The sequence below is a fragment of the Sutcliffiella halmapala genome, assembly GCF_050107295.1.
In the GTDB taxonomy this organism is placed as follows: domain Bacteria; phylum Bacillota; class Bacilli; order Bacillales; family Bacillaceae_I; genus Sutcliffiella_A; species Sutcliffiella_A halmapala_A.
Genome location: NZ_JBNIKR010000005.1, coordinates 1 through 15,455, shown reverse-complemented (window position 1 = coordinate 15,455; position 15,455 = coordinate 1). Strand labels below are relative to the sequence as shown.

The following is a 15,455-nucleotide window of genomic DNA, read 5'->3' as shown; positions in this document are numbered from 1 at the left end:
TCTTCCGTCATCCTTCCGCTTTTAGCTCTAAGATGAGATCACGAAGCTCGGCAGCCCGTTCGAAATCGAGTGCTTTTGCGGCGTCCTTCATCTCCTGCTCCATACCTTCTATGAGCTTTGCTCGCTCTTTTTTGTTTTTTGGTCGTAGTATTGCTTTTGTATCATATTCCCCTTGATCCTCAGCCGCAAAAGTGGCTTTGATAACATCGCGAACCTTCTTCTGGATCGTGGTCGGGGTAATGCCATGTTCGAGATTGTACGCTTCCTGTATTTCACGGCGGCGCTTCGTTTCACTTAACGCGATCTCCATGCTTTTCGTTACTTTATCGGCGTACATGATAACCTGTCCGTTGGAGTTACGCGCAGCGCGTCCGATTGTCTGGATCAGGGAACGCTCCGAACGGAGGAAGCCCTCTTTGTCTGCATCCAGAATGGTGACAAGGGAAACCTCCGGAATGTCGAGACCTTCCCTTAAGAGGTTGATTCCCACCAGTACATCATATTTTCCAAGACGAAGCTCACGGATGATTTCGATCCGCTCCAAGGTTTTTATTTCAGAATGAAGGTATGCAACTTTTATGCCAAGTTCTTTAAGATATGCTGTCAGATCCTCGGACATTTTCTTCGTTAAGGTGGTAACAAGTACTCTTTCATCCACTTCGACCCGTTTGTGGATCTCCCCGATCAGGTCGTCAATCTGACCTTTGATTGGACGGACCTCTATCGTAGGATCCAATAGGCCTGTCGGTCGTATGATCTGCTGGATCATTTCCGGTGTATGCTCTATTTCATAAGGTCCCGGTGTAGCGGAAACATAGACGATTTGACTTGTTTTTTCTTCAAACTCTTCAAATCTTAATGGGCGGTTATCCTTTGCGGACGGCAGACGGAAGCCATGATCTACAAGCACCTGCTTTCTCGCCTGGTCCCCATTGAACATTCCCCTGATCTGTGGAATCGTAACATGCGACTCATCCACGACAAGCAGAAAATCCTTCGGAAAGAAGTCGATCAAGGTGTATGGGGTCGAGCCGGCCGGTCTTAACGTCAAATGCCTGGAGTAGTTCTCGATGCCGGAGCAAAAGCCCATCTCCGCCATCATTTCCAGGTCATAACGCGTGCGCTGCTCAAGTCGCTGCGCTTCCAGGAGTTTGTTATTTTCCCGGAGCTCCACCAGTCGCTCTTCCAGTTCCGCCTGTATATTCACGATCGCTTTTTTCATTTTTTCTTCACGGGTTACGAAGTGGGATGCTGGGAAAATGGAGACATGATTACGGTCTCCAAGTATTTCTCCTGTGAGTGCATCCACTTCACGGATGCGGTCGATTTCATCCCCAAAGAACTCCACGCGGATACAATGTTCATCGCGGGAGGCCGGGAAAATCTCCACCACATCGCCACGCACACGGAACGTTCCGCGCTTAAAATCAATATCGTTGCGGGCATATTGAATGTCGACAAGATCGCGAAGCAGGGCGTTGCGTTCCTTTTCCATGCCTGTTCTTAATGAAACAACAAGGTCGCGGTACTCTTCCGGCGACCCTAACCCGTAGATGCACGATACACTGGCGATTATGATGACGTCCTGCCGTTCAAAAAGGGACGCTGTGGCCGAGTGGCGCAGTTTATCGATTTCATCGTTGATGCTCGCATCCTTTTCGATGAATGTATCTGTGGATGGCACATAGGCCTCCGGCTGGTAGTAGTCATAGTAGCTGACAAAATACTCTACTGCATTGTTCGGGAAAAATTCCTTGAACTCACTATATAGCTGCCCAGCTAACGTTTTGTTATGGGCAATGATCAACGTTGGCTTGTTCACTTCTTTTATGACATTGGACACTGTGAAGGTTTTTCCTGTTCCAGTTGCCCCAAGCAGGGTCTGATGCTTCTTTCCGGCATTCAGCCCTTCCACTATCTGACGAATGGCCTCGGGCTGGTCCCCTTCCGGCTTATATCCTGACACTAATTCAAACTGATCCATCTACACAGCCTCCATTTCCGTTCCTATAGGCTCTTTTCATATACATTGTTATTATGTGCCTCCAGTAAAAAATCGGCACTTGGATTTTTTACTTACTTTCACGTAAAGTTTGCTAACCTCCATCGTATCATCTCTTAGGAAAAGAGCACGAGGATACACTATTTACGGGGGAGAGACTAATACGAAAAACAACAATCAATGCGAAACAACCTACAACTGACTTCTACCAATATTCTACCACAAAGCATACCCAAAACAACAAAAATACGAACTGACATTCGATTATTTTTATTCATGACTCCATCCTTGTTGATATTAGCCTCTTATTCTATTATTGTTATCCTGTAGAGGAATTGTGAAACCTGTTTAAGGGAGATTAGGATGAAAAATAGTCTTTTTATCATTATTTTATGTGGTTCTTTGTGGATGGCAGGCTGCAGTACGAACAATTTCCCCACCGAACCGCTACAATTATCATACATAGATGAAAAAGCCCTTGAGAATCCGGAGCAAGAACTCACCTACAGCGAAATTGGTGGTGAGTATGTGCACGATTTTATTGATAGGAACAAAGACAAGTCCATTCGCTGGACCGCTTCGGTCATTCGGGTGGAAAATGACCGGACATTCGAGCTTCAGGAGCCGCTTCTTCCTGCCATATTAGTGACTGTTTCGGAAGCACCGTCGCAGTCTATAAAAGTGGGGGATCTCGTGACCTTCACCGGTGTGCTGACAGGCTATGGGGAAACCTATGGCAAGGACCCATTGTGGGTGGTCCGTCCGGCACGATTGGAGAAAACGACAGAGGAAGAACGTTCTGCCGTGGAGGCATACCGCCAAGCGGCTGAAAACGCAAAAAAGGAGGCGGACTCTGAATAAAGTCCGTCTCCTTTATTTGCATTCACCGGAATTTCTTCACCATTTGTCTCGCGTAGATGAAGCCAATTCCAATCGAAATCACATCTATTAAAATGATATACCATTCTTCGGTATACCCCTTTATCATGGAACCTATGAAAAGCGCTATCGTCAGTCCCGTCCCCACATACAAGCTATATGTGACCCGGGTAAACAGCACCACAAGCAGCGCAGGCAGAAATACTGCCAACAAAACCTTCACCAATAACAAACTCAAAACCTCTTTCCTGTCAGACACTATTCTCTACTAGACATTATAGCAGTTTTGAGTAGGGGGAAGCTACAGGTTTCACTGGTTTGCATCAGGGAGCGAGGAGTTCTAGCGATTTTTTAAGACTTCTAGCGATTCCGGGAAATGATTTAGCGATTCTCTTTTCAAGTGGCCCGACCCATAAACACAAATCCAAAAGTCCACCCAGTCCCCACTAATCTTCTATTCCACATCTATCGCCGTACGCGTGGCATTCCTTAATTTCTTCTGTTTGTTTGCCAACTGAATCTTATTTACAAAAGAGAGAACGTTCATGATTTCTTTGTCATCCTGCATGACCAGGCCTACAAGATAGGTATACCGTTTTTTCTTTTCATTGATTCTGACACCTTTAATATAAGCCTTAAAATCCAGAACCTTCTCAGAAATTGTAAAGCGCAGCCCGAGTACAATTTCCTTATTCTCCGGCAGCAGAACCTTGGTGACAAAACGGAACTTTTCCCCATTCAATTCATCCAGATAGATTTGGGTACTGCCGGTTGTAACTTCCTTCCCCGCCACTTTCAATATGGTCATGCTTCCCACCACATAATTCCTGATCCGGTACAATCCTTCCCATTCTGCCAATTCATCCAGAGTTGTCTCATTCCCCACCTTAATGCCCCCATATCCGATATGTTTTTTATTTTTATCGGCAAAAGAGCACATTGAATTTAGACACATTTCGACAATTGTAGGTTGAAAGGTGGTTTTTAGTATAAAAGGCCCATGCATTTCTCAGCATGGACCTCAAATTATCTATTCATTTTCATTCGCCATGATATCAATCAGGCCGATTTTCGGATTCTTTTCCTGGAACCAGCGCAGGGAGAAGTCACTGTCAAACAGTGCAACATACTGGTCGTTTCTGTCCTTCACCAGGATGTTGCGGGAATCAAATAGGTTCGTATCCACTTCCTGAGTTTCCAGCCAGCGAGGAATTTTGGAGCCGATCATGTTATAGACGACCTCAACATTATACTCGCCCTTCATGCGATATTCGAATACGTCCAACTGAAGCTGACCAACCGCACCAAGAATATATGCTTCTGTACCATATTGACGGAACAGCTGGATTGCACCTTCCTGCACAAGCTGCGTGATGCCTTTTCCGAACTGCTTCCCTTTCATGACGTTTTTCGCCTCCACTTTTACAAAAAGCTCGGGAGCAAACGTAGGGATTTCGTCGAATTCGACCTTTTGGTTGCCATCAAATAACGAGTCACCGATCTGGTACACACCAGGATCATAGATTCCGATGATGTCACCAGGGTAAGCATGGTCCACCGTTTCACGGTCAGAGGCCAGGAACTGCTGCGACTGCGACAGCTTGATCGTTTTACCGGTACGCGCTACCGATACCGTCATTCCGCGCTCGAACACACCGGAGCAGATTCGCAGGAATGCCAGACGGTCGCGATGAGCCGGATTCATGTTGGCTTGTATTTTGAAAATAAAGCCGGAGAATCCAGGCGCCTGCGGTTCAATTTTTTCCTCGGAGGTCTGACGGGGCTGCGGCTCACTCGCAAGATCAAGGAACGTACGGAAGAACATTTCCACGCCGAAGTTGGAGATCGCACTTCCGAAGAATACAGGAGTCTGCAATCCGTTCTTCACTTTTTCAATCGAAAAGTCGTTACCGGCTTCCTCTAAAAGATCGAAATCCTCTTTTGCTTGAACGAACGTTGGGTGTGTAGAGATTTCTTCTACCCCATCCAACTCTTTAAAAGGAATGCGATCTTCCTCGTCCTTCCCTTGGTAGCGGATGAACACTTCATTGTAGCGGTCATAAACGCCCAAGAAGCGTTTCCCCATTCCTACAGGCCAGTTCATCGCATAGGACTCGATCCCAAGAACCTCTTCAATTTCCTCCAATAGGGCAAGCGGCTCTTTTCCTTCACGGTCCAGCTTGTTGATGAATGTGAAAATAGGAATCCCGCGCATACGACAAACCTTGAAAAGCTTGATCGTCTGAGGCTCCACCCCTTTTGTACAGTCGATGATCATCACCGCGCTGTCGACAGCCGTCAACGTACGATACGTATCTTCACTGAAATCTTCATGTCCCGGGGTATCGAGAATGTTGATATGACGGTCCATGTACTCAAAGCTCATGACACTGGACGTAACGGAAATTCCACGTTTTTTCTCGATTTCCATCCAATCCGACGTCGCGAACTTGCCTGATTTCTTCCCTTTTACCGTACCCGCTGAACGGATGACGTTCCCAAATAATAAAAGCTTCTCCGTTAACGTTGTTTTCCCGGCATCAGGATGCGAAATAATCGCAAACGTTCTTCTACGGTCTATCTCTTTATTTAAAAGTTCATTTTTCACAGTTTCCGTACCTACCTCTCAAAAATTACACAATAGTGATATTATAGCAGAAACACAGGCTAATAAAACATAGCAAAAGGACGAAAACCTATTTCCAATACAAGGTTTATCCTGTATACTCATTGTAAATATATGTTAGGAGTGAACGAAATGGCAAAGAGCAAAGCGAAAAAGCTGCGAGAAAAGCTTGCACGAGAAGGAAAAAGAAATCCGGAGAACGGCCGGGGAGCCTATGCACTGGCAAATCTGACCACAAAAATGACGAAGACGAAGAAAGAAAAACTGAATAAGATCTATAAAAAAGAACGACAATCTCGCTACGGTATGGATAGAGAGATTGTCGTTCTTTTATTTTGTTCGCTCCGTTAAACACCGCTGTTGATTTCCGCACTAGGCTTCGCTTTCCGCGAGGCGGTGCTGGAGTCTTCGCCTATTGCTCCAATCAACAGCTAGTTCAACACTATGCTTAACATAACCTTTTTGTTAATTGATTGGCGACAGATCTTCCATCAAAAGTGGATACCTGTTTTATTTTTGTAGTCTCTCACTGGGATTTTGGGTCTATCGGATTTTTTGGGGTTCTATTGAACTTTTTCTTTCTATAGAACCTTTTTCCAGTTCTATTGGACAATCATTAAAATTTTCATAAAAGAAGCCAGAGAGCACTATGACTCTCCGGCACGTAAACCTTATCGCTGTTGAAACTTCACAATCTCATCATATTCCTGTTGGAACAGTCGGCTCAAGCGGATAAAGATTGGTGTCAGTTCTTTATATGTTTCCACCGCTTCCGCTTCCGGGCTGTAGCTGTTAGTCGATCCGACCATCTCCGCCATCACATCAAAGCTATCAATCTCACCTAAAGCATACAGTCCGAGCACCGCCGCTCCAAGACATGAGCTTTCAACGCTTTCCGGAATGCTGACCTGCTGGTTGAAGATGTTGGATAGCATCTGGCACCACACTTCGGATCGAGCGAACCCGCCTGTTGCATGGATTTTATCCGGAATGCCGATGATCTCCTCGAGTGCCAAAAGGACCGTATAGAGATTCAGGTTGATTCCCTCGAGAACCGCACGCATCATATGCTCTTTTTTATGGTGGATGCCGAGGCCGAAGAAAGATCCACGTGCATTTCCGTTCCATATCGGCGCACGTTCGCCAGTCAGATAAGGATGGAAAATGACCCCTTCCGAACCAGGCTTGATGCTGGCAATCCGGGAGGTGATCACATCGTAAGGATCCATTCCTGCAAGGCCTGCTTCCTCCGTCTCTTCCCCGCAAAGCTCATCGCGAAGCCAGCGCATGATCATGCCGCCGTTATTGACAGGTCCTCCGATTACCCAATGCTTTTCCGTAAGTGCATAGCAGAACGTTCTTCCCTTTGGATCTGTCACAGGACGGTCCGTTACCGTACGAATTGCACCGCTTGTTCCGATTGTCAACGCGACCACGCCAGGCTGAACCGCATTTACTCCCAGGTTGGAAAGTACCCCATCATTGGCTCCAACCACAAATGGAACATCAGCGGAGATTCCCAGCACAGCAGCCACTTCCGACTTCATCCCTCTTAACACTTCTGTCGTTGGGACGATTCGGGAAAGCTGCTCAGGTGATACTCCCGCAATTGTTAATGCCCCTTCATCCCAGGTGAGGTTTTTCAGATTGAACAGTCCTGTGGCAGAAGCGATGGAATGATCCACGACATACTCGCCGAATAATTTATGGAAGACATATTCCTTAATGGAAATGAATTTCGCCGCTTTTTCGAAAACCTCTGGATGGTCGTTACGGAGCCAGACCAGCTTCGCCAACGGGGACATCGGATGAATTGGTGTTCCCGTACGCAGATAAATCTCGTGACCGTTCCACTCCTCCTTCAGTTTCTTTGCCCATTTTTCGCTGCGCTGATCGGCCCAGGTGATGCTTTTCGTCAATGGAGTACCAGCTTCATCAATCGCAATCACGCTGTGCATCGCGGCACTGAAGCTGACATGGGAAAGCTCGTTTTTTGAGATGTTCCCGAGGCGGACCGCTTCCCTGATCGAAGTCAAGACCGCCTGCAAAATCTCATCCGGATCCTGCTCCGCCGCTCCAAGCTCCGGCGTGTATAAAGGATATTCCACAGCAAACTGACTGCGGACCTGCCCCTTCTTCGTAAAAAGCACCGCCTTCGTACTCGTCGTTCCTATATCGACACCTAACATGTATTTAGCCAAGTTGATTTCCTCCTTATGCCGGTCTTACTGGTCTTAGAATGATGTTTTAGCCATGGGACAACGGAAAAAGCGCCTAATCAGCGCTTTTGTCCGTTCATAGTTGGACGTGGGACCATTCCCTATCCGATAAATATTCCAATAACAAATACTACCACAAAACCGACTAGACCGATAATTGTTTCCATGACGGTCCATGATTTAAGTGTGTCTTTTACGTCGAGTCCGAAGTATCTGTTCACGAGCCAGAAGCCGGAGTCGTTTACGTGGGAAAGTACGGTCGCACCGGATGCGATCGAGATAACGATCAGTCCAAGTACCGGTCCTTCCAGACCAAGGATGCCGATAAGCGGTGTGATAAGACCGGCTGCTGTTACCATCGATACTGTGGCAGAACCTTGGGCAACACGAACTGCTGCTGCAATCAAGAACGCCAGCACGATTGGCGGCAATGCAGACCCAGCCATCATATCACCTAGTACATCACCAACACCTGAGTCTATCAGTACTTGCTTGAATACTCCACCTGCACCAGTTACAAGAATGATGATACCGGCAGGCTCCAACGCTTTTGTTGCAATGTCTTGAATTTCCTGCTTGCTGTAGCCACGTTTTGTGCCTAAGAAGAAGAATGTTAATAGTGTTGCAATAGTCAATGCCACGAATGGATGACCAACAAAAGTAGTAATTTCCCTTACGATGTGGCCTTCTTCATAAACAACTGTAGAAAGCGTATTCACTAAAATCAGTACTAAAGGAACTAAAATGATGCTAGCGATCAATCCAAAACCAGGTAGTTCTTTGTCGTACTCTTTTTCTTCCATTTCCATATATTTCGGAACTGCCACTTGAATCTTTTTACCAATATACTTACCGAATACAGGACCCGCAAGGATCATAGCCGGAATACCAGCGATTACCCCGAACAGGATGACCCAGCCAAGATCGGCACCAATCAAGTCTGCAACTGCGATTGGTCCAGGTGTTGGCGGAATGAAGCTGTGCGTTACCGCTAAACCTGCAAGCAATGGAATACCATAGTGCAATAATGATTTCCCTGTTTTTCTGGCCAATCCATAAACGATCGGAACCAAAATGATGAAACCAACATCAAAGAATACCGGGATTGCTACTAGGAAACCTGTAATACCCAGCGCCCATTGGGACTTTTCTTCGCCAAACTTTTTCATCAATGTCTGGGCAAGACGTTCTGCTCCGCCGGAAACCTCCAGCATTTTACCGAACATGGCACCAAGTCCGACCACGACTGCTACGAACCCGAGGGTGCCTCCCATCCCGTTCTGAACGGATGCGATAACTTCATTAAGCGGCATGCCTGCTGCAATACCAACCAGTAAACTCACAAGTAAAAGTGCAACGAACGCATGCAGCTTTGTACGGATTACCAAGAATAATAGCAAAAATATCGCTGCTGCTGCGATCAATATCAACATAGAACCTGACATGTTAGTTTCCTCCTAATATTAGTTTTTTTCAACGGCATGACCGCCGAATTCATTTCGCAGTGCTGCTACAACTTTTCCGGAAAACGTATCGGTCTCAAGTGATCGGTAGCGCATCATCAGTGCCATGGTGATTACTGGGGCTGCCGCCTGTAAATCCAACGCAGTCTCCACTGTCCATTTACCTTCACCCGAGGAGTGCATCACACCTTTGATCGCTTCCAGGTTTGCATCCTTGCTGAACGCGTTCTCCGTCAGTTCCATCAACCACGAGCGGACAACCGAGCCATTATTCCATACCCTTGCAACCTTTTCATAATCAAATTCGAAATCACTTTTATCGAGAATGTCAAAGCCTTCTGCAATGGACTGCATCATGCCGTACTCCACTCCGTTATGTACCATTTTCAAAAAATGCCCGCTTCCGGATTTGCCGGCATACAGGTATCCATTTTCCACGCAAATATCTTTGAAAATCTCTTCCACATGGCGAAATGCCGCTTCGTTCCCGCCGACCATCGTGCAGGCTCCGTTACGTGCGCCATCCATTCCGCCGCTTGTGCCGACATCTAAATAGTGGATGCCTTTTTCAGCAAGTGCTGCCGCACGCTTCAGCGTATCCTTGTAGTTGGAGTTTCCACCATCAATGATGATGTCGCCTTCCGCTACAAATCTACTAATCTGGCTTAGTACACTTTCTGTGATTTCCCCAGCCGGTACCATCATCCAGATTACCTTTGGAGATTCCAGCTTTCCGATTGCCTCTTCAATTGAATATGCAGGTATTGCACCATACTGTTCGCTTTTGGCAACGTTTTCACGCTCAACGTCAAAAGCAACCACCTCATGTTTGTTATCTATCAGGTTAAGAGTCAGGTTATATCCCATTTTGCCTAAACCTATCATTGCAAGTTTCATAATTTGCTAGACTCCCTTCATGTTGTTGCTGTGTTTTATGCGGTTGCGGAAAAATATTCTATCTCAATATTCTTTTGAGGAAAAATATTTTTTGTTATGTTCCTATTATGAAAAAAAATTCCCTATTTTGCAAGCGTTATCAAAAAAATATTTTATTTTTCTATGAATCATATTAAGATAGATAGTAATACTACTAATTCTGGAGGTCGCACCATGAACACTCAAGAGAAGCAATACTGCATGATGCGCATTCGTTCCCACTACCCGAAATTCAGGGGAAAGGAGCAAGTCATCGCGGATTATATCCTCAATAACCCCAAAAAAATCGTCCATAGCACCATCAATCAGGTTGCCGATGATCTCGGTGTTGCCGATTCGACCGTGTTCCGTTTCTGCCAGCGAATCGGCTTCAAGGGCTATCAGGCCATGAAAATTGCGCTTGCTACGGAAATCGTGGAACCGATCCAGGATATCCACGAAAACATCATGGAGCATGATAACGAAAAAACCGTTGCGGAAAAAGTTTTCCGCTCCAATATAAAAACACTCGAGGACACGTTAAAGGTGCTCGATGAACCGTCCTTCAAACAGGCGGTACAAGCCATCCTCGGTGCCCGGAAAGTGGAGCTGTTCGGAAGCGGTGGCTCCAATGTCATCGCAATGGATGCCTACCACAAATTCATCCGGACCGGCATTTCCGTCAGCGTCCAAGCCGACACCCATATGCAGCTCATGTCTGCAAGCCAGCTGACCTCAGAGGATGTGGCGATCATCATCTCCCACACCGGTGCATCGAAAGACATGATGCATGTTTTGGAGGTTGTGCAAGATAACGGCGTCAAAACCATCGGCATCACCAACTTTGCAAAATCTCCTTTGAGCCAAAAGGTGGATATACCGCTCTACACTGTATCTGAAGAAACCGACTATCGTTCCGAGGCACTGGCATCGAGGATTGCCCAGCTCGCGATGATTGATGCGATTTATGTGAATGTGTTGATGGCGAAGAAGGAGCAAGGGAAAGAAGCGCTGCAGAAGGTACGGAAGGCGATTTCGGTTAAGAGAGTTTAATTGAGTTTGTTGATTGTGAAACCCGCGTTTTGGAGTGCCTTTTAGGAGGTTTTGCTCTGATGCGTGGGTTTTGTTGTGGGAGTAAGAGACTCGTTGAAACGTTTGCTTGAATCAATCGATGCTTTTGATACCACCATTCCTCCTTTTCCCGCTTATCGTGGTCTCATTCATGGCTTTTGAAACCACCATTCCTCCTTTTCCCGCTTATCGTGGTCTCATTCATGGCCTTTGATACCACCATTCCTCCTTTTCCCGCTTATCGTGGTCTCATTCATGGCCTTTGATACCACCATTCCTCCTTTTCCCGCTTATCGTGGTCTCATTCATGGCTTTTGAAACCACCATTCCTCCTTTTCCCGCTTATCATGGTCTCATTCATGGCCTTTGATACCACTATTCCTCCTTTTCCCGCTTATCGTGGTCTCATTCATGGCTTTTGATACCACCATTCCTCCTTTTCCCGCTTATCGTGGTCTCATTCATAGCTTTTGAAACCACCATTCTCTCCATTTCACACCTATCGTGGTCTTATCCATATTTTCACTCGCCTAGTGCCACTAACTCCTTATCTAACACCGCCTAACCAACGCCATGGCAATTCAACTTCTCACAATCAATACAACCTCGAGGGCAAAATACCACTAACCTAAATAATTCCATCCCAACCAACACATACTAATATCAACTCAAAATGAACTTTAGGAGGACCTAAAATGAGCACAAAAGAAACTGCTCTTTCCATTTTTGCACTTGGAGGCATTAATGAAATCGGCAAGAACATGTATGTCGTTCAATACAAGGACGACATCATCGTCATCGATTGCGGGGGCAAATTTCCTGACGAGTCTTTGCTTGGCATTGACCTGATCATCCCTGACATTACATACCTGGAAGAAAACAGGGATAAAATCAGAGGATTGATTATCACTCATGGACATGAGGATCATACAGGTGGCATTCCTTACATCATGAAAAAGCTCGATATTCCCATCTATGCGACCCACTTCACGTTGGGGCTGATTGAACTGAAGCTGGAAGACCATAAGCTGTTGAGGGACACGACGCTGACTACTATCGATTCAGAGACGACACTGCAACTCGGCAGCATTGAGGTCTCTTTTTTCAAGGTCAGTCATAGTATTCCCGACTGCCTTGGCATAGTCTTCAAAACGCCGGAGGGAACCGTTGTACATACCGGAGATTTCAAATTCGATCTGACACCAGCCAATAATGAACGGCCCGACCTTCATCGGATGGCGGAGATTGGCAAGGAAGGAGTGCTTTTGCTTATTTCCGAAAGCACGAATGCGGAGCGTAAAGGGTTATCCCCTTCCGAAAAAATGGTGTCATCCCATATGGAAGAAGCGTTCTTGAGAGCGCAGGGAAAAGTGGTTGTATCGACCTTCGCCTCCAATGTCAGCAGGTTGCAGCAGGTGGTCGATGCTGCTAAAAAGACAAACCGCAGACTAGCACTGCTTGGGCGGAGCATGGTGAATGTCGTTCAAGTGGCAATGGAACGGGGATACTTGGACATACCGGATTGGATGCTCATAGAAGGGAGAGAAGTGGAGCAGATGCCGCCTGAAAAGGTCGCCATCCTTTGTACAGGAAGTCAAGGAGAACCGAATGCTGCCCTGGCAAGATTGTCTACTGGAAATTTTCGCGATGTCAGCCTTTATCCGGATGACATGGTTGTTTTCGCTGCATCCCCTATTCCCGGTAATGAACGTGATGTCTCTAAGATAATTGACAACCTGTACAAACTAGGTGTCGATGTCATATATGGCTCTGGCAGCTCCACCGGAATGCATGTATCCGGGCACGGCTATCAGGAAGATCTGAAATTTATGCTCACCCTTATGAAGCCTACCTATTTCATTCCAATTCATGGGGAGTACAGGATGCTTCATCACCATGGATTATTGGCACAGTCGGTAGGAGTGGAAAGAGAAAATATTTTCATTATCAAAAACGGTGATGTCGTGGATGTGGAGAATTCCATTGCCCGTCAAACCCGGTCTATCCCTTCTGGTGACATATTCGTGGATGGCATGGGACAAGGCGATATGGGATCGGTCATGCTACGTGATCGGAAGGTATTGTCTGAAGAAGGAATGCTCGTTATCGTCATTACCTTGAGCAAATACGACCGCCGCATCCTCTCCGGGCCAGATACCATCACAAGAGGTTTTTCTTTTGACCAGAATGGGGATCAGCTCATGAGACAAGTGAATAAGCTGGTCACGAAGACGGTCACCGAACTTCAGGAGGAAAATGTGAGGAAGTGGACCGTAATGAAACAGAGTATTAAAAAATCAGTCGGGCAGCATATCTTCTCCCAGACGAGAAGGAAGCCGATGATCTTGCCGATTATTATCGAAATTTAAAAAGGAGGCAGCTACCCACAAAGTAGCTGCCTCGAGTCATCCATTATTTTTTATGAAGCAATTGAAAGAAAGCCAATTCCTAATCTTTAAGGAATTGGCTCTTATACTTTTAGTTTATATCAATTACGATTAACATATACTAACTTTCTGGATTTACATCATTTTCGTCTACTCCATCACCGTCTGGATCCTCGATCGGTTCTTCCAGGTCCTCTTCAAGCTCTTCGGTAGGAGTTTCTCCTGGATCTGGATCCTGCTCTTCTTCAGGTGCTGGATTCGGTTCCGGTTGTTGTTCATGCTCTCCGTTTTGTTCCACTTCAGGAGGGGGAGGATTCTGGTCATCATTCACGTTACATCCAGCTAACATAGCAGTGAAGAATATTCCTGTTAACATAATAAGCCATTTTTTACTCATCTTCATTCTCCTTTCTTTTAAAAACTAAGCTTATTGTTCCCCACAAGAAAAATTTTATATGCCTTTTTATAGAGAAGTGGTTTCACTTGCTCAGATAGGTTTAATATAACTAAAGATGTGATTGGAACAAAAATTTTCAGCATGAGAGACATAAGTTTTAAACCTATCAACTCCACCACTGAAATTTTAAGTATAAAAAAGAAGCGAAAGTAATTGGCTTCTCATTAATTGGATTCATTCTATTTAATGTAAATCTTCATAATTTTCCGGAATAAGATATTGGTATTTCAATGATATAACCAACCTATTTTTCATAATTACCTGGAGTAATATGAAAAAATAATCTAATGTTTCACTTTTATTCAAAAACTTCCGGAAGAAATATTTATATCTAAAATCATAGGCTAACTATATAGATTCTCAAAATACTTATAAAACGTTAAGTCACTTGTTACAGAAAAGCTCCCGATTGTGGAAGATCAAGATAATAATTATAATAGCTGTCTTTAGCTTGTTGAACTAAAGCAACCGTTAGCTTAAAATCATACTTAGTCTTTTTTTTCTTCAATTTGCTTAATTCCGTTATTCAGTGCTTTAACAACTTTTTTAGCATTATCTAAATCTAACCATATTTCTGCATCCCCATTGTTTAATTCAGAAACAGCAATGCCTACCTCTTTGTTATCAAAAAGGCTTAATATAAGCACACCTTCTTCATCTCCACCTTGGTTTATATTTAAAGTAAGTATTTCTTTACGTCCGTCTGACAAAGAAATTCACCTCTCATTTTTCCACTAATTTTTCAGCTCTCTTATTGCATTATCTTGTCCCATTAGTACAAGAAGCGACTCCTCTTATTGAGCAATCGCGCTTATAATTATTAATTCTTTTTCAATTTCTGTATGCTCAATTTGATCTAAAACCCAAGGTTTATCTCCTGCTTTTGAGTACGAAGAAAAATACTCTTTATTCTTCTCAATTAAGTGCCAAACCATCTCTTCTTGAATCACTATCTTAAATGCTTCATCCTTAGCTTGGTTGTTCGGGTCATATGCTTTAATCCAATATTCTTTGTAGTCGCTTGAATGCCCTTTTTCAATAACATTCAACATCGAAGTAGTCGATGTGAAAGGTCCTCTGCCACAAGACGTTAGCATCAATAAAACAATAATAATTAAAAAACTAAAAGCTTTTTTCGTCGTACTCCACCCCTTTAATTTAATTCCCAATCTTTATTCCTCGATTCTGCCCTATTGCTTAATACCAATTATTTCAAATTTCAATCATTAACTCAATATATAATTTCACAAAAAAGAAGCTTACCTTGTTCCAGATAAGCGCCCTATAATGGAATACTAAATCATGATCTAATCTTAAAATCAATTAATTCTTCTTTCACTAAAGCACCCAGTTAGCACAAGAAGACAATAGTTTACTTAAAGTTTTTTTATTTTTTTAATTTCATCTTCTACTATTTGATAATCTTCGTTTTCTTC

At 44.6% G+C, this 15,455-nt stretch carries 14 protein-coding genes; 4 read left to right on the top strand and 10 right to left on the bottom strand.

All coding sequences use genetic code 11. The features are described 5' to 3' along the window. Positions 1-7: 7 nt before the first annotated feature. Entirely contained in the window at positions 8-1,984 is a 1,977-nt protein-coding gene (gene uvrB, locus ACQCT5_RS09380) for an excinuclease ABC subunit UvrB (RefSeq protein WP_499641223.1), read from the bottom strand. A 381-nt stretch (positions 1,985-2,365) separates the two neighbouring features. Between uvrB and ACQCT5_RS09375 the strand changes: the two genes are divergently transcribed. Then, positions 2,366-2,863: a hypothetical protein gene (locus ACQCT5_RS09375; RefSeq protein ID WP_499641221.1), complete on the top strand. Its 498-nt coding sequence runs from the start codon at positions 2,366-2,368 to the stop codon at positions 2,861-2,863. A 22-nt stretch (positions 2,864-2,885) separates the two neighbouring features. Here ACQCT5_RS09375 and ACQCT5_RS09370 read toward each other — a convergent pair whose 3' ends face one another. The 3 genes from ACQCT5_RS09370 to ACQCT5_RS09360 form a co-directional block, all read right to left on the bottom strand. Then, positions 2,886-3,104 carry a DUF2198 family protein gene (locus ACQCT5_RS09370; protein WP_499641807.1) on the bottom strand — a complete coding sequence of 73 codons (219 nt, stop codon included), beginning with the start codon at positions 3,102-3,104 and terminating at the stop codon, positions 2,886-2,888. Positions 3,105-3,335: 231 nt separating this feature from the next. Next, positions 3,336-3,767 carry a hypothetical protein gene (locus ACQCT5_RS09365; RefSeq protein WP_499641219.1) on the bottom strand — a complete coding sequence of 144 codons (432 nt, stop codon included), beginning with the start codon at positions 3,765-3,767 and terminating at the stop codon, positions 3,336-3,338. A 144-nt stretch (positions 3,768-3,911) separates the two neighbouring features. Next, entirely contained in the window at positions 3,912-5,489 is a 1,578-nt protein-coding gene (locus ACQCT5_RS09360; RefSeq protein WP_499641217.1) for a peptide chain release factor 3, read from the bottom strand. A gap of 150 nt (positions 5,490-5,639) precedes the next feature. Between ACQCT5_RS09360 and brfA the strand changes: the two genes are divergently transcribed. Continuing rightward, positions 5,640-5,858, top strand: a complete 219-nt coding sequence (gene brfA / locus ACQCT5_RS09355) for a ribosome rescue factor BrfA (protein ID WP_499641215.1) — start codon at positions 5,640-5,642, stop codon at positions 5,856-5,858. A gap of 320 nt (positions 5,859-6,178) precedes the next feature. On the opposite strand, the gene gntK is transcribed toward brfA, so the two are convergent. The 3 genes from gntK to gnd all read right to left on the bottom strand — a co-directional run bounded on the left by gntK (position 6,179) and on the right by gnd (position 10,086). After that, positions 6,179-7,696, bottom strand: coding sequence for a gluconokinase (gene gntK, locus ACQCT5_RS09350; protein WP_499641805.1), 1,518 nt, complete (start codon positions 7,694-7,696; stop codon positions 6,179-6,181). Between the two features lie 131 nt (positions 7,697-7,827). Next, complete coding sequence (locus ACQCT5_RS09345; protein ID WP_499641213.1) at positions 7,828-9,171, bottom strand: GntT/GntP/DsdX family permease; 1,344 nt, start codon at positions 9,169-9,171, stop codon at positions 7,828-7,830. An 18-nt stretch (positions 9,172-9,189) separates the two neighbouring features. After that, complete coding sequence (gnd, locus tag ACQCT5_RS09340) at positions 9,190-10,086, bottom strand: phosphogluconate dehydrogenase (NAD(+)-dependent, decarboxylating) (protein ID WP_499641211.1); 897 nt, start codon at positions 10,084-10,086, stop codon at positions 9,190-9,192. Positions 10,087-10,299: 213 nt separating this feature from the next. Between gnd and ACQCT5_RS09335 the strand changes: the two genes are divergently transcribed. Further along, on the top strand, positions 10,300-11,157 hold the full coding sequence (locus ACQCT5_RS09335; protein ID WP_499641210.1) for a MurR/RpiR family transcriptional regulator: 858 nt from the start codon (positions 10,300-10,302) through the stop codon (positions 11,155-11,157). Positions 11,158-11,870: 713 nt separating this feature from the next. Continuing rightward, positions 11,871-13,544, top strand: a complete 1,674-nt coding sequence (locus ACQCT5_RS09330) for a ribonuclease J (RefSeq protein ID WP_499641208.1) — start codon at positions 11,871-11,873, stop codon at positions 13,542-13,544. 139 nt (positions 13,545-13,683) lie between these two features. On the opposite strand, the gene ACQCT5_RS09325 is transcribed toward ACQCT5_RS09330, so the two are convergent. The 3 genes from ACQCT5_RS09325 to ACQCT5_RS09315 form a co-directional block, all read right to left on the bottom strand. Then, positions 13,684-13,959 carry a hypothetical protein gene (locus tag ACQCT5_RS09325; protein WP_499641206.1) on the bottom strand — a complete coding sequence of 92 codons (276 nt, stop codon included), beginning with the start codon at positions 13,957-13,959 and terminating at the stop codon, positions 13,684-13,686. A 548-nt stretch (positions 13,960-14,507) separates the two neighbouring features. Further along, on the bottom strand, positions 14,508-14,729 hold the full coding sequence (locus ACQCT5_RS09320) for a hypothetical protein (protein ID WP_499641204.1): 222 nt from the start codon (positions 14,727-14,729) through the stop codon (positions 14,508-14,510). Positions 14,730-14,813: 84 nt separating this feature from the next. Further along, positions 14,814-15,188: a hypothetical protein gene (locus ACQCT5_RS09315; protein WP_499641202.1), complete on the bottom strand. Its 375-nt coding sequence runs from the start codon at positions 15,186-15,188 to the stop codon at positions 14,814-14,816. Positions 15,189-15,455: the final 267 nt, after the last annotated feature.

Coding starts and splice junctions, on each gene's coding strand:
- brfA (WP_499641215.1), top strand. CDS start 5,640: ATGGCAAAGAGCAAAGCGAAAAAGCTGCGAGAAAAGCTTGCACGAGAA.
- ACQCT5_RS09375 (WP_499641221.1), top strand. CDS start 2,366: ATGAAAAATAGTCTTTTTATCATTATTTTATGTGGTTCTTTGTGGATG.
- ACQCT5_RS09330 (WP_499641208.1), top strand. CDS start 11,871: ATGAGCACAAAAGAAACTGCTCTTTCCATTTTTGCACTTGGAGGCATT.
- ACQCT5_RS09345 (WP_499641213.1), bottom strand. CDS start 9,171: ATGTCAGGTTCTATGTTGATATTGATCGCAGCAGCAGCGATATTTTTG.
- uvrB (WP_499641223.1), bottom strand. CDS start 1,984: ATGGATCAGTTTGAATTAGTGTCAGGATATAAGCCGGAAGGGGACCAG.
- gntK (WP_499641805.1), bottom strand. CDS start 7,696: ATGTTAGGTGTCGATATAGGAACGACGAGTACGAAGGCGGTGCTTTTT.
- gnd (WP_499641211.1), bottom strand. CDS start 10,086: ATGAAACTTGCAATGATAGGTTTAGGCAAAATGGGATATAACCTGACT.
- ACQCT5_RS09335 (WP_499641210.1), top strand. CDS start 10,300: ATGAACACTCAAGAGAAGCAATACTGCATGATGCGCATTCGTTCCCAC.
- ACQCT5_RS09325 (WP_499641206.1), bottom strand. CDS start 13,959: ATGAGTAAAAAATGGCTTATTATGTTAACAGGAATATTCTTCACTGCT.